Annotated in this window: 17 protein-coding genes; 7 read left to right on the forward strand and 10 right to left on the reverse strand. The window is 71.6% G+C overall.

Annotated elements, in window-relative coordinates:
* Positions 1-37 precede the first annotated feature (37 nt).
* On the reverse strand, positions 38-1,345 hold the full coding sequence (locus ACWD6P_RS20205; RefSeq protein ID WP_451445486.1) for a geranylgeranyl reductase family protein: 1,308 nt from the start codon (positions 1,343-1,345) through the stop codon (positions 38-40).
* A gap of 97 nt (positions 1,346-1,442) precedes the next feature.
* On the opposite strand from ACWD6P_RS20205, the gene ACWD6P_RS20210 reads away from it, so the two are divergent.
* Positions 1,443-1,961 carry a GNAT family N-acetyltransferase gene (locus tag ACWD6P_RS20210; RefSeq protein ID WP_451445487.1) on the forward strand — a complete coding sequence of 173 codons (519 nt, stop codon included), beginning with the start codon at positions 1,443-1,445 and terminating at the stop codon, positions 1,959-1,961.
* A 186-nt stretch (positions 1,962-2,147) separates the two neighbouring features.
* Here the strand turns inward: ACWD6P_RS20210 and ACWD6P_RS20215 are convergent, their stop codons facing one another.
* The 5 genes from ACWD6P_RS20215 to ACWD6P_RS20235 all read right to left on the reverse strand — a co-directional run bounded on the left by ACWD6P_RS20215 (position 2,148) and on the right by ACWD6P_RS20235 (position 10,152).
* Positions 2,148-4,835 carry a hypothetical protein gene (locus ACWD6P_RS20215; RefSeq protein ID WP_451445488.1) on the reverse strand — a complete coding sequence of 896 codons (2,688 nt, stop codon included), beginning with the start codon at positions 4,833-4,835 and terminating at the stop codon, positions 2,148-2,150.
* 213 nt (positions 4,836-5,048) lie between these two features.
* The gene (locus ACWD6P_RS20220; RefSeq protein WP_451445489.1) at positions 5,049-5,747 is read right to left on the reverse strand and encodes a demethylmenaquinone methyltransferase; all 699 of its coding nucleotides are present in this window, start codon (positions 5,745-5,747) and stop codon (positions 5,049-5,051) included.
* Between the two features lie 390 nt (positions 5,748-6,137).
* Entirely contained in the window at positions 6,138-6,833 is a 696-nt protein-coding gene (locus ACWD6P_RS20225; protein ID WP_451445490.1) for an imidazolonepropionase-like domain-containing protein, read from the reverse strand.
* A 7-nt stretch (positions 6,834-6,840) separates the two neighbouring features.
* The gene (gene mqnC, locus ACWD6P_RS20230; protein ID WP_451445491.1) at positions 6,841-8,040 is read right to left on the reverse strand and encodes a cyclic dehypoxanthinyl futalosine synthase; all 1,200 of its coding nucleotides are present in this window, start codon (positions 8,038-8,040) and stop codon (positions 6,841-6,843) included.
* Between the two features lie 135 nt (positions 8,041-8,175).
* Positions 8,176-10,152, reverse strand: a complete 1,977-nt coding sequence (locus ACWD6P_RS20235; protein ID WP_451445492.1) for a serine/threonine-protein kinase — start codon at positions 10,150-10,152, stop codon at positions 8,176-8,178.
* Between the two features lie 180 nt (positions 10,153-10,332).
* On the opposite strand from ACWD6P_RS20235, the gene ACWD6P_RS20240 reads away from it, so the two are divergent.
* Positions 10,333-11,316, forward strand: coding sequence for an alpha/beta hydrolase (locus ACWD6P_RS20240; RefSeq protein ID WP_451445493.1), 984 nt, complete (start codon positions 10,333-10,335; stop codon positions 11,314-11,316).
* Positions 11,317-11,349: 33 nt separating this feature from the next.
* Here the strand turns inward: ACWD6P_RS20240 and ACWD6P_RS20245 are convergent, their stop codons facing one another.
* Positions 11,350-12,249 carry a menaquinone biosynthetic enzyme MqnA/MqnD family protein gene (locus tag ACWD6P_RS20245; protein WP_451445494.1) on the reverse strand — a complete coding sequence of 300 codons (900 nt, stop codon included), beginning with the start codon at positions 12,247-12,249 and terminating at the stop codon, positions 11,350-11,352.
* Between the two features lie 250 nt (positions 12,250-12,499).
* Here ACWD6P_RS20245 and ACWD6P_RS20250 point away from each other — a divergent pair, with 250 nt between their 5' ends.
* From ACWD6P_RS20250 to ACWD6P_RS20265, 4 genes are all read left to right on the forward strand, one after another.
* Positions 12,500-12,703, forward strand: coding sequence for a cold-shock protein (locus ACWD6P_RS20250; RefSeq protein WP_451445495.1), 204 nt, complete (start codon positions 12,500-12,502; stop codon positions 12,701-12,703).
* A gap of 486 nt (positions 12,704-13,189) precedes the next feature.
* The gene (locus ACWD6P_RS20255; protein WP_451445496.1) at positions 13,190-13,327 is read left to right on the forward strand and encodes a hypothetical protein; all 138 of its coding nucleotides are present in this window, start codon (positions 13,190-13,192) and stop codon (positions 13,325-13,327) included.
* Between the two features lie 17 nt (positions 13,328-13,344).
* Complete coding sequence (locus ACWD6P_RS20260) at positions 13,345-13,656, forward strand: hypothetical protein (RefSeq protein WP_451445497.1); 312 nt, start codon at positions 13,345-13,347, stop codon at positions 13,654-13,656.
* A 134-nt stretch (positions 13,657-13,790) separates the two neighbouring features.
* A complete protein-coding gene (locus tag ACWD6P_RS20265; RefSeq protein WP_451445498.1) occupies positions 13,791-16,448 on the forward strand; it encodes a tetratricopeptide repeat protein in 2,658 nt (885 codons plus the stop codon).
* A 4-nt stretch (positions 16,449-16,452) separates the two neighbouring features.
* Here the strand turns inward: ACWD6P_RS20265 and ACWD6P_RS20270 are convergent, their stop codons facing one another.
* Both ACWD6P_RS20270 and ACWD6P_RS20275 read right to left on the reverse strand, forming a co-directional pair.
* On the reverse strand, positions 16,453-16,701 hold the full coding sequence (locus tag ACWD6P_RS20270) for a DUF397 domain-containing protein (protein WP_451445499.1): 249 nt from the start codon (positions 16,699-16,701) through the stop codon (positions 16,453-16,455).
* A 1-nt stretch (position 16,702) separates the two neighbouring features.
* On the reverse strand, positions 16,703-17,554 hold the full coding sequence (locus ACWD6P_RS20275) for a helix-turn-helix domain-containing protein (RefSeq protein ID WP_451445500.1): 852 nt from the start codon (positions 17,552-17,554) through the stop codon (positions 16,703-16,705).
* A gap of 118 nt (positions 17,555-17,672) precedes the next feature.
* Here ACWD6P_RS20275 and ACWD6P_RS20280 point away from each other — a divergent pair, with 118 nt between their 5' ends.
* Entirely contained in the window at positions 17,673-17,900 is a 228-nt protein-coding gene (locus ACWD6P_RS20280) for a hypothetical protein (protein ID WP_451445501.1), read from the forward strand.
* Positions 17,901-18,004: 104 nt separating this feature from the next.
* On the opposite strand, the gene ACWD6P_RS20285 is transcribed toward ACWD6P_RS20280, so the two are convergent.
* Complete coding sequence (locus ACWD6P_RS20285) at positions 18,005-19,954, reverse strand: AMP-dependent synthetase/ligase (protein ID WP_451445502.1); 1,950 nt, start codon at positions 19,952-19,954, stop codon at positions 18,005-18,007.
* Positions 19,955-20,694 lie beyond the last annotated feature (740 nt).

The raw sequence follows: 20,694 nt of genomic DNA on the forward strand, positions 1-20,694 counted from the left end.
GCAGATCAACAAGCAGCAGACGCTCGCGCTTGAATCATCATGAACGCGGAGCTACCTTGCTCAGCCCGTTGATGATCCGGTCCATCGCGTCGCCGCCCGTGGGGTCGGTGAGGTTGGCGAGCATCTTGAGGGTGAAGCGCATCAGCATCGGATGGGTCAGACCGCGCTGGGTGGCGATCTTCATGACCTTGGGGTTGCCGATCAGCTTCACGAAGGCGCGGCCCAGCGAGTAGTAGCCGCCGTAGGTGTCCTTGAGGATCTTCGGGTAGCGCTGCAGGGCCAGTTCCCGCTGGGCGTAGGTCGCGCGCGCCTGGGCCTGGACGATGACCTCGGCGGCGATGGAGCCGGACTCCATGGCGTACGCGATGCCCTCGCCGTTGAACGGGTTGACCAGACCGCCCGCGTCACCGACCAGCAGCAGGCCCTTGGTGTAGTGCGGCTGACGGTTGAACGCCATGGGGAGCGCGGCACCGCGGATCGGGCCGGTCATGTTCTCCGGCGTGTAACCCCAGTCAGCGGGCATCGAGGCGCACCACGCCTTGAGGATCTCGCGCCAGTCCAGCTCCTTGAAGGAGGCGGAGGTGTTCAGCACGCCCAGGCCGACATTGCTCGTACCGTCGCCCATGCCGAAGATCCAGCCGTAGCCGGGCAGCAGCCGGTCCTGCGCACCGCGGCGGTCCCACAGCTCCAGCCACGACTCCAGGTAGTCGTCGTCATGGCGGGGCGAGGTGAAGTACGTACGGACGGCCACGCCCATCGGCCGGTCCTCGCGGCGGTGCAGGCCCATGGCCAGCGACAGCCGGGTGGAGTTGCCGTCCGCGGCGACGACGAGGGGGGCGTGGAAGGTGACCGGGGTCTTCTCGTCGCCGAGCTTGGCGTGCACGCCCGTGATGTGGCCGGTCAGCTCGTTGACGACGGGGGCGCCCACGTTGCAGCGCTCGTAGAGCCGCGCCCCGGCCTTCTGTGCCTGCCGCGCCAGCTGCTCGTCGAAGTCATCGCGCTTGCGGACGAGTCCGTAGTTCGGGTACGACGCCAGGTCCGGCCAGTCGAGCTGGAGCCGGGAGCCGCCGCCGATGATGCGCAGGCCCTTGTTGCGCAGCCAGCCCGCCTCCTCGGAGATGTCGATTCCCATGGCGACCAGCTGCTTGGTGGCGCGCGGGGTGAGGCCGTCACCGCACACCTTCTCGCGCGGGAAGGCCGTCTTCTCCAGGAGGAGGACGTCCAGTCCGGACTTGGCCAGGTGGTAGGCCGTCGTCGAGCCGGCCGGCCCGGCCCCGACGACGATCACGTCCGCGCTGTGTTCGGAGCGGGGCGTGGTCTTTGACGCGGTCACGGACTCCGTCACGGCGAGGTCTCCCGGAAGTCGATATCTGGGTGCCGACCGGCACTGGGCATGTGCAGTCTATGGGGGCGTATGTGATCAGAACCTGAAGGGTTGGTCCATGAACAGACCTCCGCAGTCGCCCCCGGCCGTCGAGCTGCGCGTCCCCACCGACGAGGACGCCCTGAACTGGCACCGCCTCTTCGACCACCCCGACGTGATGGAGTTCCACGGCGGCGCCTCCGCCGAACTGTCCGTCTACGAAGAACTGACGGCCCGTCAGCGACGGCATGACGCGGAACGGGGCTTCTGCCTCTACACGATGCTCGACCCCGCGGACGGCGCGGTCATCGGCTTCACCGGCGCCCAGCCCTGGCCCCACGAGTGGGGCCCCAGGGGCGAGATAGAGATCGGCTGGCGGCTGGGCCGGGCGTACTGGGGCAAGGGGTACGCCACGGCCGCCGCGCAACTCGCCCTGGAGCGCGTACGGGCCGCCGGAGTACGGCAGGTGGTGGCGATGGTCGACGCCCGCAACGAGCGGTCCCTCGCGGTGACCCGGCGGCTGGGGATGCGGCGCGCGGAGACGGTGATCACGCCGCAGGGCAAGCGGACGGCGTACTGCCACCGGCTGGAGTTCTGAACCGGCCGCCGGAACGTGCCGAGGGGCCGGCCTCCGGGACATGCCGAGGGGCCGGCCGCGCGCACCGGAGTGCGGGCTGCGGGCCGCGCGCACCGGAGTGCGGGCGGGCGGCCCCTCGGCGGCGGACCGGGCTCCCCGGGCCTGTCCGATGGTCATGGCCGGGCCCTAGATGGTCATGGCCGGGCCCTAGTCGACGTCCACGTCGCTGACGGACCAGGTGGCCAGTGCCGTGCTGAAGACCTTGTCGTTCTCCGGGTCGTACAGCGCCTCCAGGCACTCGTAGTAGATGCTGTACTCGGTGCCGTCGGCGGCCACGTACGCCTGGTCGACGGCGTGGACGGTGTTGCCCGTGTCGTTGACGTAGGTGAACTCCCAGCGGGCGCCCGGGCGGTTCTGGAACGTGTTCTTCCGCAGCTCCGCCCGCTGGTAGTTCGTCCGCTTCCGGGCGCCCTTCTCCAGGGTCAGGAAGTTGTCGTAGGAGGACTGCGGGGCGTTGGCGATGACGCCGATGCGCAGGTACTGCTTGCCGACCGGCGCCTTGTAGTCGGTCTGGGTGCCCTTCGGCTCCCGCTGCCAGTCGTGCCTCACGCCGACCGAGAAGCCGTTGGGGTCGTCCTTGCGCACGAACCCGTCGGGGAGACCGGCGGTGGGCTTCCCCGTGGGGGCACCGGTCGGCTCGCCGCTCGCGGTGGCGGACGGGGTCGCGGACGGACCCGGGGCGGGCTGCTCGCTCGCGGACGCGGAGGGGTTGGCGGCCTTGTCGTCGGCCTTGCTGTCGTTCTTGCTGTTGTTCTTGCTGTCGGCCTTGTCGTCACCGCGGTGGTCGCCGTCGCTCCGGTGGTTGGCGAAGTACATTGCACCGGCCGTCGCACCGCCGCCGACCAGGAACGCGGCCAGTGCCAGCGCCACCCACTTCAGCACCCGGCGGCGGGGCTTCGGCGGCACCGGCGCCGGCACCGGCGCCATGGTCTGCCCGGACTGCACAAGCGGGAGATCGGGCGCGGTGGGGGCGGGCGCGCTGGGCACAGGCGCGCTGGGGGCGGGCACGTCGGGTGCGGGCGCGGGGGGAACGGGCGGGGCGGAAGCGGCCGCGGCGGGCTGCGGTGCGGGCTCCGGTGCGGTCTGTGGTGCGGCGGGGGTGACACCGTGCGGTGCGGCTTGCGCGGGCTGCGCGGCGCCGAACGTGGCGGGTGGGGCGGCCGGGGCGGCCGGCGCAGCGCCGTACGGGCCAGGCACCACTGCCGCCTGCCCCGCCCCGCGCCCCGCCATCCGCAGCAGATACGGCACGACCAGCACCGCGCCGAACGTCCACAGCAGCGCGAACAGCAGCGTCTCCGCGCCACCCGCGGCGAGTTCACCGTGCGCGCCGCCGAGCCGGCCGCCGTACCCGCTGCCGTACCCGCTCCCGTAACCCCCGCCGAAGCCGTCGCCGAACCTGCTGCCGGATCCGTCACCGTAACCGCCGTAACCGCCGTAACCGCCGCCTGCGGCCCGGAACGTCGCGCTGGCGCTCGCGCCCGCGACCAGCACCAGGAACACCAGCGAGACGACGAAGAAGCCCGCGGACAGCAGCTGTTCGCGGCGGTCGGCGCTGCGCCGTACCGCGAAGAACCCGACCAGCAGCGCGCAGACCAGACCGCCGACGATCACTGCGAACAGCACCCAGCCACCGCCGATATGCCCCAACTCGCCATAGCCGACCGACTGCCGGCCGGAGTCCAGGAACGGGATGTCGGGGAGGTTCCACTCGGCGTTGACCGGCGCGCCCCAGGCCATCGCGAGCGCCAGCGCACCGATGTTGGGCAGCAGCACCAGCATCGCGACGACCGCGCCGGCGCCCAGGTCCTGCTCCGCCGTGGCCAGCAGCGCCACGACGGCGACGACACCGGCCAGGGTGACGACGGCCAGCAGCGCGAGCAGCGCGGTACGCAGCGCCCCGACGGCTATCTGCCACGCGGGCCGCGCGGCGAGCCAGGCGCCGGCCTCGCCGCGTCCGACCGTCACACCGCAGACCGCGGCTGCCAGCAGGAAGGACCACAGCAGTGCGAGGAACGGCGCGGACGACAGCTCGACGCCGTCATAGGACGGCTGGGCCAGCAGGCCGAGGGCGAAGGTGCCCAGGCCCGAGAGCGCGGCGATGCGCAGCACGGTCTCCACCGCGGCGATGCTCCCCTGGGCCGCGGGTCCGCTGGCTCCCGCCGCGGGTCCGCCGACTCCCGCCCCGGCGGCGGCAGTCGGCCGGACGGCGGCGAAGCGGCGGGCGGCCGCCGCCAGCAGGGCCGCCCACGCCACCGTGACCACCAGCGGAACCAGCGACAGCGTCGCCTCGCCCGCGAGCCCCGCGCCGAACGGCCCCAGGGACGCCGAGGCGTTGCCCGTGAGCGTGACCCCGCCGCCGACGCTCTGCAGCAGCAGCGCCAGCGCGATCCGCATCCGTACGCCCCAGCCGAGGCCGCCGGAGTGCGCGTCGTCGGTGAAGAACATCGCCAGCACCGACGCCAGGACCAGCAGCATCAGCACCGGCCCGGCGGCGACCTTCGCCGCCGTCGCCCAGTCCCCCTTGACCGTACGGGCGAACAGGGCGCCTACGGGCGAGGGCCGGGCGGGCGGGGCGTACTGGGCGTACGGGGCGGGGCCGTGCGGCGCGGCTGGTGCCGGGGCCGCCGGGTCCGGGGCCGGGGCCAGGTCCGGGGCCGGGGCCGGGGACGGTGGCTGTCCCGGCACCGGCGGCTGTCCCGGCACCGGTGGTCGCGCCGGGGGCGGCGGGCCCTCGGGGCCGGGCGGCGCGGCGGCCTGCCGCTCCCGGCCGCAGCCCATGCAGAAGCGCGCCTCGGGCGGCGAGGCAGAACCACAGTCCGGGCAGAACGACGACAAGACGGACTCCGGGAGATCAAGGGGCAGCACGAATCGGCTGCCGCGGGCCGAACGTACAGACACCGCTTCCGCACGCATGGTTCCCGGCGGTGCACGCATGGTTCCCGGCGGTGCACCCCCGGTGAAGTGGCCCCGCCCGACTGGGCCGTGGCGCCGCGCGACCCGACCGTGGCGCCGCCCGGCCCGACCGTGGCGCCACGCTCCCCCTTGGCGTCAGCCCTTCGGCTTCGTCCCCCGGTGCAGCGCCACGACCCCGCCGGTCAGATTGCGCCAGGCGACCTTGGTCCAGCCCGCGCCCTGCATCCGGGCGGCGAGTTCGGGCTGGTTGGGCCAGGTGCGGATGGACTCGGCGAGGTAGACGTAGGCGTCCGGGTTGCTGCTGACCGCACGGGCGACCGGCGGCAGCGCGCGCATCAGGTACTCGGTGTAGACGGTCCGGAACGGCGCCCAGGTCGGCTCGCTGAACTCGCAGATCACGACCCGGCCGCCGGGCTTGGTGACCCGGTACAGCTCCGCCAGCGCGGCGTCCGTGTCCTGGATGTTGCGCAGCCCGAAGGAGATGGTCACGGCGTCGAACACATCGTCCGCGAACGGCAACCGGGTCCCGTCGCCGGCGGTGAACGGCAGCCACGGATGCCGCTTCTTGCCCTCCCCCAGCATGCCGACGGAGAAGTCGCACGGCACGACGTACGCCCCGGTCCGGGCGAACGGCAGCGAGGAGGTGCCGGTGCCGGCCGCGAGGTCGAGCACCCGCTCGGCGGGCCGGGCGGCCACCGCACGGTCCACCTCCTTGCGCCACAGCCGCGCCTGCCCCAGGGAGAGCACGTCGTTGGTGAGGTCGTACCGTGCCGCCACGTCGTCGAACATCGCGGCGACTTCGTGCGGCTGCTTGTCCAGGGATGCTCGGGTCACCCGGCCATTCTCCACCGTGCGCGATCCGGCCCCGCACCGGGCACACCCTGCGGGGAGCCGGGCGCATCCTGCGGGGAGCGATGGTCACACCCTGCGGGGAGCAGCGGTCGGAGCTTGGTCGGGGACGGCCGTTTTCCCCCCTCGGAACATCCGGGCGGTCCAGCGGTGCGCAGTGCATCGTGAGCGGCCGGCGTCGGCCGTCCCCGCGCCAACGATCTTGCCGCTCCGAATCCCTCGCTCCGCTTCCGTTGACACCGCCCTGACGTGCGACGGGGCCGCGTTGACGGGTGCTTAACGGGAGCGCAGGGGAGCGCGGGAGCCTCGCGCGCTTCCTTCTTCGCGGCGGCCTCGCGTGCTTCCTTCTATTCCAGCAACGATTACAGAGAGTGACTAGTTCCCTGCGTCGCCACCATCCGTCACAACCCGTGACTGTCCGTGGCTATACGGGGTGCGGCGGCGGTGGACGAGGCGGCCGGCGAGGACGGTGGCCAGTGCGCTGCCGTCCTCGGCGAAGACGGCGAAGTCGGCCGGGCCACCGACGGTCAGCGTGCGCGTCCCCGCTGCGCGAGCGGAGCCGGGAGCCTGGGGAAGGGGGCCGGGGCCCGGCAGCACCGTGAGCCCGGACCGCTGGACGGCCGTACGCACCGCGGGCCGGGTGAACGGGCCGGTCAGCGCGGTCGTGCCGGACGCCAGGAGGCGCTGCAGGCCGCGGCGGGCGCTGGCGCCCCAGCGGGCCTCGGTCATGCCGAGGGCGGCGAGCGCCTCGCCCGTGATCGGCTCGCTGCCGAGCTCGTCGGCCTCGCGCGGATCGGGGTGGTAGGCGGCCTCCAGCAGCGCCGCGCCGTCCGGTTCCCAGCGCCCGGGGGTCAGTACGCCGTCCCACTCCCGGACCCGCGCCCGCTCTCCGTAGGCCGCCGCCAGTTCCTCGTACGGGCCGATGGCGGCGATACGGGCGCCGTCGACGACGACCGCGTACCCGGACCCGGACCCGGCGGCGGACTCTGCGTCATCCGCGAGCTCTCCGCCATACACGCGCTCTCCGTCATGCACGAGCCGGACGGCCCGTACACGGTGAAGTGTCAGCACGTCCGGCCTACTTGGCCTCGACGAGCTTCAGTTCCGGGTGGGCCGTGCCGCCCTCGATGGCCGTCGAGGACAGATGCGAGACGACCTTGTCGTCGACGGGGTCGTTGGCCGGGTCGTCGTGTACGACCAGGTGCTCGTACGTCGTCGCGCGCTGCGCCGGGACCCGGCCCGCCTTGCGGATCAGGTCGATGATCTCCATGCGGTTGGAGCGGTGCTTGGCGCCGGCCGAGGAGACCACGTTCTCCTCCAGCATGATCGAGCCGAGGTCGTCCGCGCCGTAGTGCAGCGACAGCTGGCCGATCTCCTTGCCGGTGGTCAGCCAGGAGCCCTGGATGTGCGCGATGTTGTCCATGAACAGCCGCGCGATCGCGATCATCCGCAGGTACTCGAAGATCGTGGCCTGCGTCCGGCCCTTCAGGTGGTTGTTCTCGGGCTGGTAGGTGTACGGGATGAAGGCGCGGAAGCCGCCCGTACGGTCCTGGACGTCGCGGATCATCCGCAGGTGCTCGATCCGCTCGGCGTTGGTCTCGCCGGTGCCCATCAGCATCGTGGACGTCGACTCGACCCCCAGCTTGTGGGCCGCCTCCATGATCTCCAGCCAGCGCTCGCCGGACTCCTTCAGCGGCGCGATGGCCTTGCGGGGGCGGGCCGGGAGGAGTTCGGCGCCGGCGCCGGCGAAGGAGTCGAGGCCGGCGGCGTGGATGCGCTGGATCGCCTCCTCGACCGACACCTTGGAGATCCGGGCCATGTGCTCGACCTCGGACGCGCCGAGGGAGTGGATGACCAGCTGCGGGAACGCCTTCTTGATGGCGGAGAAGTGCTTCTCGTAGTACTCGACGCCGTAGTCCGGGTGGTGGCCGCCCTGGAACATGATCTGGGTGCCGCCCAGTTCGACGGTCTCCGCGCAGCGGCGCAGGATGTCGTCGAGGTCGCGGGTCCAGCCCTTGGCGGTGTCCTTGGGCGGGGCGTAGAAGGCGCAGAACTTACAGGCCGTCACGCACACATTGGTGTAGTTGATGTTGCGTTCGATGATGTACGTCGCGATGTGCTCGGTGCCGGCGTAGCGGCGGCGGCGTACGGCGTCGGCGGCCTTGCCCAGCGCGTGCAGCGGCGCGGAGCGGTACAGGTCGAGCGCTTCCTCGGGCGTGATGCGGCCGCCCTGCGCGGCGCGGTCGAGTACGGACTGGAGGTCGGCGTTCTCGGTCACCGGGGCGTCCCTTTCGCAGGCGGGCATCACGACTGAACCAGCGTACGTCAGGGGTCCGACAGCCTCGCTGGCGGCCGGGCCGCGGCTCCTGCTGCGGCTCCTGCCGCGGCTCCTGCCGCCGCCCGGCCGCACCGCTCAGCGCTTCGTCAGCGTCGCCTTCGGCGTGCCGCCCGCATCGTCGTCGGAGGTGAACTCGATCGTGTCGCCGCGCTCGCCGAGGGTGTACGTCACCCGGGACTTGTTGCCCGTGCAGCCGGGCCCCTGCTTGCCGTCCGGGCGCTCCATGAGGACCAGCCGGCCGGCGGTGGCCGACTCCAGCTTCGCCTTGGCCTCGCAGCGCACCAGCACCGCGTCGTAGGTGGTGTGAATGACGTAGTCGCCCTTGCTGCCGGCCTTGATGGTGCTGGTCATCGTGCCGTTGGGGATGCCGTGTGCGGTGGTGATGCTGCCGGTCCAGGTGCCGAGGAACGGCTTGGCGACGGTGGGCCCGCCACCGGAGTCCGCGGGGGCGGTCGGGCCGGCCGTCGGCCTGGCACCGGCCTTCGGTCCGCTGTCGGCGTCGCCGCCTGCGCCCGGCAGCAGCCGGAAGACGAACGCCGCGGTCGTCGCGGCGGCCAGCGCGCCGGCCACCGACAGCACCAGGGTGCAGCTCACCCGCCGGGGCCGGTCCTTGCCTCCGACGGTGCCGGACAGCGCGATGCGCCGCTCCTTGGCCGCGGGGCCGGCGGCGGGTGCCGGTGCCCCGGTGGGCAGGTCGGCGATACCGGGGGCGGTCGGCGGATGGGCGGGGCCCGGTGGCACGGGGTGGCCGGCGGCGGCCGGCCAGGACGCGGGCCCCGGTGGCGGACCGGACGGCTGGGCCGGTACCTGGGCGGGCGGCCCGGCGGGGGCTGCCGGGGCAGGTGGCCCGGCGGGGGCTGCCGGGGCGGGCATGCCGGAGAAGCCCGCGACCTGGGCCTGCGCGTCGAAGGGCACCAGCCCCGAGGCCGTCCCCTCGGGCGCCGCGCCTGCGGCTACGGCCCCGCCGGCCGCCCCGTACGAAGGGTCCGGCGGCCCGAACGCCCCGCCGTGCGCCGTGCCCGGCGAGCCGGCCGGCCCCGGTACGGCCGCCGGGCCCGGTACGGCCGCCGGGCCCGTGCCCGACCCCGCCCCCAGGCCCGCGCCCGACCCCGCCTCCGCGCCCGCGCCCGCCCCCGCCTCCTCCGCCGCGTCGAGGTTCAGCAGCTCCACCGCCTGCCGGCTGACCCGTTCGACCAGGGCGCCGGGCAGCCAGCCGGCCCGCACCAGGCCCTCCGCGCCGCCGCTGCCCTCCCCCGCGAGACGGGCCGCCAGCGCCTCGGGGGCGGGGCGGTCCGCGGGGTTCTTGGCCAGGCAGGCGGCCACCAGTTCCCGTAGCTCGCCGGTGAGTTGCGGGCCGAGCTCCGGCTCCTCGTGGACGACCTTGTAGAGCAGGGCGGCGGACGAATCACCCGGGAACGGGCTGGCGCCGGTCGCCGCGAAGGCCAGTACCGCGCCGAGCGAGAAGACATCGGCGGCGCCCTCGGCGCCCTTGCCGAGGATCTGTTCGGGCGCCATGTAGCCGGGCGAACCCACCGAGACCCCGGTCGAGGTGAGCGAGGCCGTGCCCTGGGTGGCCCGTGCGATCCCGAAGTCGATCAGCAGCGGCCCGTCCAGCGTCAGCAGGACGTTCGACGGCTTGACGTCGCGGTGCACCAGCCCGAGGGCATGCACCGCGGTCAGCGCCTCGGCCAGCCCGGCGCCCAGGACCCGTACGGAGCGCTCGGCCAGCGGCCCGGTGTCGGTGACGGCCTGCGCGAGCGAGGGGCCCGCGACATAGCCGGTGGCGATCCAGGGGATGTCGGCGTCCGGGTCGGCGTCCAGTACGGGCGCGGTCCAGGCGCCGCCCACCCGCCGTGCCGATTCGATCTCCCGTCGGAAGCGGGCCCGGAACTGGTCGTCGACGGCGAAGTGCGCATGGACGGCCTTGACGGCGACGGTGCGCCCGCCGGCGCTGCGCCCCAGATAGACCCGGCCCATGCCGCCCGCGCCGAGCCGCCCCAGCAGCCGGTACCCGCCCATGACCCGTGGATCGCCCGCTGCCAGCGGCTCCATGGCGCCTCCCCCTCGATACGGCGTATCCAGCTTATGACCCATGTCATGCCCGGCCCCGTGAACCCGCTCCCCCGCTTTTCCGTCAAACAGGGAGTAACTCGACCATTCCTGCCCCGGGCCCCGCCCAGGGGCAGCCCCGCCGCCCGCGCGGCGGCGCGACCGTCCGGAGAGAACGAACCCGTGCACCACCCCAAGCCGAGGAAGCGGGCGCTTGTCACCGGTGCGGTCATCGCGGCCCTGGTGCTCGGCCTCTTCCCCGTCATCAAGTACGGGGACGTCTTCCCCGACACCGGCGAGCCGATGTCCTTCGGCCGCCCGGCGCCCGGTCCGCTGCCGCCGTTCCGTACGGCGGACACCCTCGCCGACGGCACCAGGATCGGCGTGACGACGCTGCACGGGAAGAAGTCCGGTTTCACCGGCAAGGTGTGGGCCTGGGCCCCGAAGGAGTACTACGAGGAGCGTTACCGCCACAGCGCGTTCCCGGTCCTGATCGCGCTGCCCGGCGGCCGCGGCTACCCGACGAACTACTGGATGCGCACCGACCTCAAGCTGCAGCGCACCATCGACGACCTGTCCGCCCTGGGCCGCAGCAAGCCGTTCATCGTCGTCATGCCGCAGCTCAACCCGGACAAGCGCTACTACTACGACGGCAGTGACATACCGGGCCGGCCGAAGATCGGCACCTGGCTGTCGGACGATGTGCCCGACCTGGCCAGGGCCACCTTCCGGACGTTCGGCTCGCGCGACGGCTGGGCCTTCATGGGCTCCTCGTCCGGCGGCTTCGTCGGCCTCAAGCAGGTCCTGCAGCACCCGGACCGCTTCCGGGCGGTGATCGCCAGCGGCCCGGACACCCGCCCGGACTCCCCGCTGTGGCGCGGCCACGAGAAGGAGAAGCGGGCGAACGACCCCGAGCGGCTCGCCGCGCGCCTCGCCTCCCGCCCCGGTGCCCCACCGGTCCACCTTCAGTTCCAGATAGGCACGAAGGAAGGCGGCCGGGCCAACCTGGAGCGCTTCATACGCCGCTACGCCAAGGGTCCGATCACGGCGGACCTCCAGGTCATCCAGGACGGCGGCCACAACGCCAAGGGCTACATCCGGGGCATGCGGGAGGGGAGCCTGGAGGCCGTCAGCAAGGTCCTGCGCGGCCCGACGCCGTCGGCATAGCGACGCGGCGGCCGGTCCGCGGCCCCTGCCCCGCTACCGGGCGGCGGACTCCAGCAGCTCCACCCGCACGTCCGCCGGGAACCCGGTCGTCGGCCCGACCCGCCGGGCGAACTCGGTGACGCCGCGCAGCTGCTCGGCCCCGAAGCGGAAGTCCAGCGTGGTGAAGTAGCGCTCCAGCACCGGCTCGTCGAAGGCCTCCCAGCGCGCCGCCTGCTCGGCGACCTTGCCGACCTCCTCCAGCGACACGTCGCGCGAGGCGAGGAACGCCTCGTGCACCTTGCGCACCATGAGCGGCTCGCGCTCCAGGTAGTCGCGCCGGGCCGCCCATACGGCAAAGACGAACGGCAGGCCCGTCCAGTCCTTCCACATCTGGCCGAGGTCGTGCACCTCCAGGCCGAGCCGCGGGCCGTCGTGCAGGTTGGCGCGCAGCGCGGCGTCGCCGATCAGCACCGCCGCGTCCGCCTCCTGCATCATCAGGCCGAGGTCGGGCGGGCAGGTGTAGTAGTCGGGCCGCACCCCGACCTTCTCGGCCAGCAGCAGCTGCGCCAGCCGTACGGAGGTCCGCGAGGTCGAGCCGAGGGCGACCCGGGCGCCGTCCAGCTGGTCGAGGGGCTTCTGCGAGACGATCACGCAGGACATCACCGGGCCGTCGCAGCCGACCGCGAGGTCCGGGAACGCGACGAGGTCATCGGCGGCGCGCAGGAATTCCACGAGCGTGACCGGCGCGATGTCCAGGTCCCCGCGGATCAGCTGCTCACTGAGCTTCTCCGGCGTGTCCTTGGTGAGCTCCAGATCGAGCAGCGTGCCCGTACGGGCGAGGCCCCAGTAGAGGGGCAGGCAGTTCAGGAACTGGATGTGGCCCACCCGCGGCCGGCTGCGACGGTGGTCGCCATCGGCTCCCGCGGGTGTGTCTCCGAAGGTTGAATTGTCCACATGCGGAGGCTAGACCCGGTGTTGCGGGGCCGATGCGGCGGGGGCGGCGTATGGACGTGAACGACGCCCGTTAAACGTGATCTTTGGCTCTTCCGCGTCGCGAGTGCACCATGCTACGCTCAGCGCAAGTTGCAGTTTGGTTTCCCTTGCAGTACAGAGCCTGCGGAGCATGTGACCCGCAGGCTTTTGTAGTTTTCAGACTTCTTTGCAGGTTCTGGAGCAGGGCAACCCTTTGGCCCAAGGAGGGCTTATGGCTACCGGAACCGTCAAGTGGTTCAACGCTGAAAAGGGCTTCGGCTTCATCGCCCAGGACGGCGGCGGCCCGGATGTCTTCGTCCACTACTCCGCGATCAACGCCTCTGGCTTCCGCTCCCTGGAGGAGAACCAGCAGGTGAACTTCGACGTCACGCAGGGCCCGAAGGGTCCGCAGGCGGAGAACGTGACCGCGGTCTAAGTTGCCCGGCCCGGAATTCCTCCAGGTCGCTCCAAAGTAGTACCCAAGGAGCCCCGCTCCGCCACTCAGGTGGCGAGCGGGGCTCCTGCCTTTCTCCACCCGGCACGGGGAAAATGGCAGGTGCATGAAATTTCCGCGCCCGCCCCATTGCCCGGGGGAAAACTCCGCCCTGGGCGCGCAGCCCCGATACCGGCCCCCGATACCGGCCGGGATGCCGAGTGCCCCAGCGCCTTTAAGAGCAGTCACGGCGACGGCCTTCTCCGGCCCGCGGGCACGGCCGCTTGCCACCGCTCAGGCGGCCGCGGGCGCGTTCCCGCCCGGCCGGCCGCCGGGGATCGCGCCGCGGACGAACTCGGCCCCGCCGTACGGCCGGTGGAGGGCTGCGACCGAAGAATGACGGCCGCGCGAGCACGCCTCCCGTATGCGTATCGAACCGATCACGGAAAGTGGTCACATCGGGACATGGGGCGGCCTACCGTGGGCAGAATGAGCGAGCACTTGCCCCCGCAGAAGCCCTGCCCCGATTGCGGCGGCAGAGGCACCGTGGTCTGGGAGACGCCGACCGGCGACGAGGTCACCACACAGTGCTCCGGATGCGGCGGCACCGGAACCGTCCTGGCGTAGGAGGAGGCAGAGGCGACGTGGCGGCCTTCAGCAGAAACGGAAAGCCGGTCGGCCTGGACGCGCAGTACGTCGGCAAACTGCCGTGCTCGACGTGCGGAATACGGTCGATGAAGCTGCCCGGCCGGCAGGGCGGGGTGTGCATCCCCTGCTACGCCGAGGAATGCGCGGCCGCCGGGCGGCGGGCGGCGACGGCCGGCGCGTGGGTCACCGCGAGCTTCGTGGGCGACCCGTGCCTCGCGTGCGGATCGCGGGCCGTCGACGCCAACGGCTGGGCGTTCTGGTGCAACGCGTGCGAGATGCAGACGGCGGTGGCGCTGCCGCCGCGGTAAGGCCACCGCGGTAGGCCACCGCGGCGGGCGGGGCACCGGGCGGGGCGGCGGGCGGGCGGATTGGTTGTCCTGTCTACGACAGTCTTCCTGAGTAGCGTGGAGGGTGAGGACCCCCTCACGATCCGAAGTCCGCCGTGTTCAATGGCCGAGCCGAAAACGCACGCAGCCTGACGGCGCCGCTGCCCGCTCCGCGGTTCGTCGCCTGGTGGGTGTGGAGTGCGGTGGGGTTCGCGGGGCTGATCGCGTCGTTGTGGTGGGCGGGGTCGGGGCCGGGGCGTATGGCCTGGAACGAGCCGCCCCTCGGGTTCCTGGGGAAGATCTTCGGCTTCCTGGGACGGATCTTCGGCGGACTCGGCGCGGTTTTCCAGCCGAGCGACGGCAAGGGGGCGTCGATCGGTGCGCGGCTGGCGTTCTTCCTGGTTCTGCTGCTCCTCCTGTATTTCCTGTGGCGGGCCACCCGCGCCTGGCTGGCGTACAAGCCCGGGGCAGTGGACGTGCAGCAACTGGAGGACGCCACGCCGGAGGGCATCCCGAAACCGTCCGATGCCGATCTCACCGCCAGGCTCCGTCACCGCTTGTCCGACAGCAGCATGTACCCGCCCGCGACGCTCCCCGCGCAGGCCCCCGCCGAGTCCTTCCTGGAGCTGCTCGGCGATGTCGAGATCGACCCCAAGACGCTGGGGACCGCGCTGCCGCAACTGCTCAGCCGGCTGCGTCCGAAGCTGGCCTACCGAGTCGGCGGAGTCCTCCAGTTCCGCGACACCGGCCCGGATCAGTACGGCATGACGATCACCGTCACCGCGTTCCTCTTCGGCGGCTCGCGCGCGACGACCGTATGGGGCAGCGACTGGGACGACGTCATCCACAAAGCGGGCAGCTGGATCGTCAGCACGCTCTTGCCGGTGACCCGCGCCGGAAGGCTGCCGCCCTGGCGCCGATGGTGGGGACGGGAGATCAAACCCGAGCTCTACGAGGCATACCAGGAGGCGAACGAGCTGAGCCGCGCGGGACGCCACCACGAGGCCCTGGAGCAGTACTTCACCGCGATACGCCTCGACCCCACGAACTCCTACCTGCGGGCGGAACTGGCGGAGACCCAGGAGAAGATGGGACTGCACATCGACGCCCTGGACACCTGCCAACGTGCGCTCACCCTTGACGGGCAGGATGCCCGCGAATACCGCGAGCGGCTGTGGCTGTGCCCCGGGGGCCGCCTTTGGCCCCGGCTCCGCTATTTCCGCCATCCGCGTCTGTACCGCGACCTCCTGGGCCTGCGCTATCGCAATTCGATCATCCTCGGCACGTCCGAGGCGACGGCGCGGCAGTGGTGCCGGCGCAAGGGAACAACCGGTGCCCGCACGCATGAGCAGCTGATTCCCCTCCTCGTAGAGCGCTACTGGCAGACCGCCGTCGGCCTGGACGCCCGCGACGCTTCCGAGGACCCGCACGATCGGGAACAAGCGGGCAAGGATTCGCTGAGGCGCACGCTGCGGAAGAGCACGGACGAAAAGGAGGTCCGGCTGGTTTTCCAGAGGGCCGCCTTGCAGGAGACGGTTCGCCTCGCCGCGGATGATTTCTGGGCCCGGTTCTGGCTCTACTGGCCGGCATGGCTGTGGAGCGGGGTACGACGCGTCTGGCCTGCCGCCTATTACCAAAGCGTGCGCGGCCCCCAGCAGCCCGTTACCCGCGGCGCCTTCCGGGTCAACCAGAAGGTATGGGCACCGCTGCGCCTGGCATGGGCGAGCTGGCAGTACGGGAACATCGACGAGCCCCAGAAATGGCGAGAGCCCTACTCCCGCGGAGGCACCGGCGAAGAAGTCCGCTGGACAGATCTGCAGCCTGAAGAGATCCGTGCCCTGCTGAGCCGTGCGGCGGGGAGGCGGTCACGTCGCGACTGGCTCACCCGCTACAACATGGCATGCGTTTATGCCGTCGCCCTGTACGCCACGCGCCGCGACCACGTGCGCCGCCAAGACCTCGCCCGTCTCGCCGTGGAGCAGTTGGAGAGCGCCGTGCTGTCCACGCGCGGGAGCTTCGCGGTGGTGGAGCGGTCATGGATGGCCGAGGAGGATCCCGATCTGGCCCTGCTCCGCGAAGAAGACCTCTTCAAGAATTTCGTGCGCACCGTCTACCCGAGTGCGGAGGCATTCCAGCAGACCTCTCCCGGCATGCGGTCCGACGAACAGCTGAGAGAGTACGACTACCGGCTCCTCAAGGAAATCGCCAAGGTGATGCAGGAGGTCTGGAACCGGCGGAGCGCGAGCTACCAGGTCGACATTCAGTGCGCGACGGAATGGCTTCGCATCGAGCGGAAGATCTGGAAGTCCATACGGGAGATCTCCGACGAGGCGAACCTACGCAAGTGGCAGCAAAGGGTGAGCCTCATCCGCTTCATCCAGACCAACTGCCAGCAGGCTTCTACCTCTTCACCGGGCTTCCCGCCGCCGCTGGTGCCGGACGAGGCCATTTCGCCCAACGGTCTCCCTGAAGCGAAGGAGGTCCATCGGGCGCTTTCGGAACTGAAGCACGATATGCAGGCAGAGGACGCCCATTCGCTCAGCGACGAGGGCCAGAGGGTTCTCCGGGAGGCCGCCGCGGACGGAGTGACCCGGTTGAACGCACGGACGGTCCGCGCCCTGTCCACGGGGTACGCGGCGGCCTGGCAGACCCTCGACGACTGGCTGGAACAGGAAGTCGGCCACCAGCCGTTCCGCCAGGCCCTGGAAGACGTGCCAGAGCTGACGCGACGAACCACCTCGGTCCCTCACGGACGGCGGAAACTGCCGGTGTGAGGCGCTAGCGGAGCGAGTCGGTCCTTATCGCCGCGATGAACGAGCCCCAGGCGGCGGCGGGAAGGATGAGGACTCCGCCCTCGGGGTTCTTCGAGTCGCGTATGGGGACGAGGCCGGGGATGTCGTCCGAGACCTCGATGCACTCACCGCCGGCGTTGCTGTAGCTGCTGCTGCGCCAGTTGACAGCGACCTCGACGCATTCGCCGCCGGTGCCGCTGCTGTAGCTGCTCTTGCGCCAGATCGCGGAGCTCAAGTCAAGCGCTCTGCTTGCCATTTCGGTAATCCCCTGCCGCTGCCTCGACCATGGTCAGGGACGCCTCAGGCGACAGTGCGGCGGCCCTGAGCAAATCGTACGACCGTCCGTACTGCTTCACGAGCGCCGGGTAGTCGATGAGTTGGCCACTGTGCAGACCTTCCGTGTACACGACGGCAGGCGCGTCGGGGAAGGTCATGATCCTGGTGAGACCCATCAGGAAGGGGTGCGCCGTCGTGTTGTGCGGAAGGATCTGCAGAATCGACGGCGTCGCCGTCATCACGCTCACGATGTGGTCCATCAGCTCCGCCATCTGCTCCGGCGGGAGCACCGGGCGGCGAATCACGTTCTCGTCGATGATCGCCCAAAAATACGGAGGCTTCTCCCCCGCGAGCAGCTTCGCTCGCTTCAGCCGCGCCGCCACCATCTGCTCGATCTCATCAGCAGGCGCCCACGGCTTCAGCGACCGCATGGTCGCCCGTGCGTACGGCGCCGTCTGCAGCAGCCCAGGGACGAGGAGCGGTGCCCAGTCCTCGATCGTCTCGGCGTACTGCTCCATCTCCGCGGCGTCCGCGAAGAACTCCGCGATCCCGGACTGCCGCGCCCTGCGCGCATCTTCACACCGCCGCGCGAAAAACCCGTCCGTCTTCAGCTTCTCGTCGACGTGGCGGGCCAGGTCCTCCGGCATCCTCCGTTCGCCGCGTTCGATCTGGCTGAGGAAGGAGATGCCGCGGAAGCTGCCCTCCGCGAGCTGTTCGAGTGTGAGGCCCGCGGCTTCCCGCTTGTAGCGCAGCTCGGCGCCGTAAAAGGCGGGGACGCTCGCCGAACCGTCAGGATCCTTACGTGGGGGCATGAACTCACCACCGCTACTTGCCAGTTGCCCTGCGCAACCCGATTGCCTTCCACGCTACGCCGCGCCGCGTCACACTGTGAGCACTTCGTCACCAAGCGCACAGGAAGGCGTACGCACCATGGCCGCTCACCTCCACGAGGACGACACCCACGGGCTCGACGTACACAGCTGCACCGAGCGGCTGCGTGCCGCGCTCAGCGACAACGGGATCACGCTGCCGTCGCTCGGCGTGGAGCTGCCGTCGCTCGCCGGAACCTATCTGCCGGCGCTGGTCGCGCTCGGCAATTGCAATACGGCCACCGCGCGCAAGCTCACCGAAGCGCTCCGTAAAGCGGCCGCGAGGTGAAGAGGCAGGCAGAAGGCCCCGTGCCACCTCCCCCACAGAGGTGACACGGGGTTCCAGTTTGACGCGCAAAGGGCTTCCGCTCCAGAGCAGAGTCGCCCTCTTTCTCACCTCGTTTCGTAAAGGGCGGCTATGTCTTTGGCGAAGTCGCGGGCCACGGCACTGCGCCGGAGCTTGAGCGAGGGGGTGAGATGTCCGGTTTCTGGGGTGAAGTCCGCAGGGAGGACGGCGAAGCGGCGGATGGACTCGGCACGGGAGACGAGTGCGTTGGCGTCGTCGACCGCGCGCTGGAGGTCGGCGCGCAGGCGCTCGTCATGGACGAGTTCGGCCAGCGGGACGTCCTGCTTCTTGTGCATCTGGCGCCAGTGGGCGAGGCCGTCCGGTTCGAGGGTGAGCAGCGCCGTGATGTAGGGGCGGTTGTCGCCGATGACCATGCACTGGCCGACGAGGGGGTGGGAGCGGAGGCGGTCCTCCAGGGGTGCCGGGGCGACGTTCTTGCCGCCGGTCGTCACGATGATCTCCTTCTTGCGGCCGGTGATGGTGAGGTAGCCGTCCGCGTCGAGGGAGCCCAGGTCGCCGGTGGCGAGCCAGCCGTGCGCGTCGGTGGCGGGGCGGGCGGCGCCGAGCGCCGGGTCCCAGTAGCCGGCGAAGACATGGCCGCCGTGCAGCAGGACCTCGCCGTCGTCGGCGATGCGTACGGCGGTGCCGGGGAGCGGCCAGCCGACCGTGCCGGTGCGGGGGCGCAGGGGCGGGGTCACGGTGGCGGCGGCCGTCGTCTCCGTCAGGCCGTAGCCCTCGAAGACGTCGATGCCGGCGCCGGCGTAGAAGGCGGCGAGGCGGTGGCCCAGCGGGGAGCCGCCGCAGATGACATGGCGGACCCTGCCGCCGAGGGCGGCCCGGATACGGCGGTAGACGAGGGGGTCGTAGAGCTTGCGGGCGGCCTTGAGGGCGACGCCTGGCCCGGCGCCCTTGCCGTGCTCGCTCGCCTCGACGGCCTCGCCGTAGGTGCGGGCGACTCGGGCCGCGCGGTCGAAGGAGGAGGCGCGGCCCATCTTCTCGGCGGTGGCGCGGCCGGTGTTGTAGACCTTCTCCAGGACGTAGGGGATGGCGAGCAGGAACGTGGGCCGGAAGGCCGCCAGGTCTGCCAGCAGGTCGTCGGTCTGGATGCTGGGGGCGTGGCCGAGGCGGACCCGGGCGCGCAGGCAGCCGACGGCGACCATGCGGCCGAAGACGTGGGAGAGGGGCAGGAAGAGGAGGGTCGAGGCGGGCTCCTGGCTCACCGACTTGAAGACGGGGTGGAGGAGTTCGACGGCGTTGTCGACCTCGGCGAAGAAGTTGGCGTGGGTGAGGGCGCAGCCCTTGGGGCGGCCGGTGGTGCCCGAGGTGTAGACGAGGGTGGCCAGGGCGTACGGGGTGGTGGCGGCGCGGCGCTCGTCGACCGCCTCGTCGGGCAGGCCGCGGCCCGCGGAGACGAGCTGGGCGACGGCGCCGGTGTGGAACTGCCACAGGTGGTCGAGGGCGGGGAGTCCGGCGCGCAGGCCGCTGATCAGCCGGGCCTCGTCGACGTTCTCGACGACGCAGGCGCGGGCGCCGGAGTCGTGCAGGATCCACTGGGCCTGGTGGGCGGAGGACGTGGGGTAGAGGGGGACGGTGACCAGGCCGGCGGCCCAGGCGGCGAAGTCGATCAGGGTCCACTCGTAGGTCGTACGGGCCATGATCGCGAGGCGGTCGCCGGGGCGGAGGCCGTGGGCGATCAGGCCTTTGGCGACGGCGCGCACCTCGGTGGCGAATTCGGCGGTGGTGATGTCGCGCCAGGTGCCGCTGGGCTGTTTGCGGGCGAGGGCGATCTCGGTGGGGGCCTCGGCGGCGTTGACGAAGGGGAGGTCGCCGAGGGAGCCGCGGTCTGCGGGCGGGGCGAGCGGGGGGACGTAGACCTCGCGGACCTCGCCGCGGTGGAGGGACTTGCGGGGCTCGGTCAGGGTCGGGGCGGGGGTCTTCTCCGGGGCGCGGCGGGGGGTGCCGGCTGGTGCGGCGGGTGCACTTTCCTGGTGGGACACGAGCGGCTCCTCGGTTCTCGTGCGGAGTGCGGGGGTGAGGGCGGGGCGGGTCCTGTGCGTACGGGAGCGGTGTGCGGTGCGGGTCCTGGGGGTGCGGTGGCGAGCGCGTCGGCCGCCCTGGGGGAGGCGGCGGGCACGGCTCAACTGCCGGGCGCCATCGCGGGGTTGACCATGCGTCGCGAACGCGGCAGTAACCTTACTTCGCAGTAAATTTACGCGAGGAGCAAGAGCTGGCCAATGGTCCGGACACGAGGTCCGGGACCTTGGGCCCCGGCCTGGGGGGCACGGCCTGGGGGACACGGCCTGGGGGACACGGCCTGGTCCTTCCGGCCGGGCGGGCCGGGCGGGCTCTGCCCGTTCTTCGGATGGCCGTCGTGATCCGGAAGCCCGACGGCAGTAAGCCCGCCGACCGCACGTCTGTTGGCGGTAAGCCCGCTGGCCGCCTGTGCGGCTGCGGTGCACGTACGACGCGGGCCCGTACGGCGTCGGCCCGTACGACGCGGGCCGGTACGGCGTCGGCCCGTACGGCCAAACCCGTACAGCCGCCGCCCGTTCGGCCGGAGCAGGTCGCGCCGCGCAGAGGGCAACCAACGCGGCCCTGACAGCCGGTGGCGGCAGGGCCGTCACCGCACTGGCCGGTGACGGCGCTGCGTCATCGCGGCTCCCTGTCAGTCCAGGATGAATGACTCGAGGTACGCCGGGTCCGCCCGGTCGAGCATCGACCGCGCCCTGGCCCGGAT

Source organism: Streptomyces sp. NPDC002446 (genome assembly GCF_053595675.1).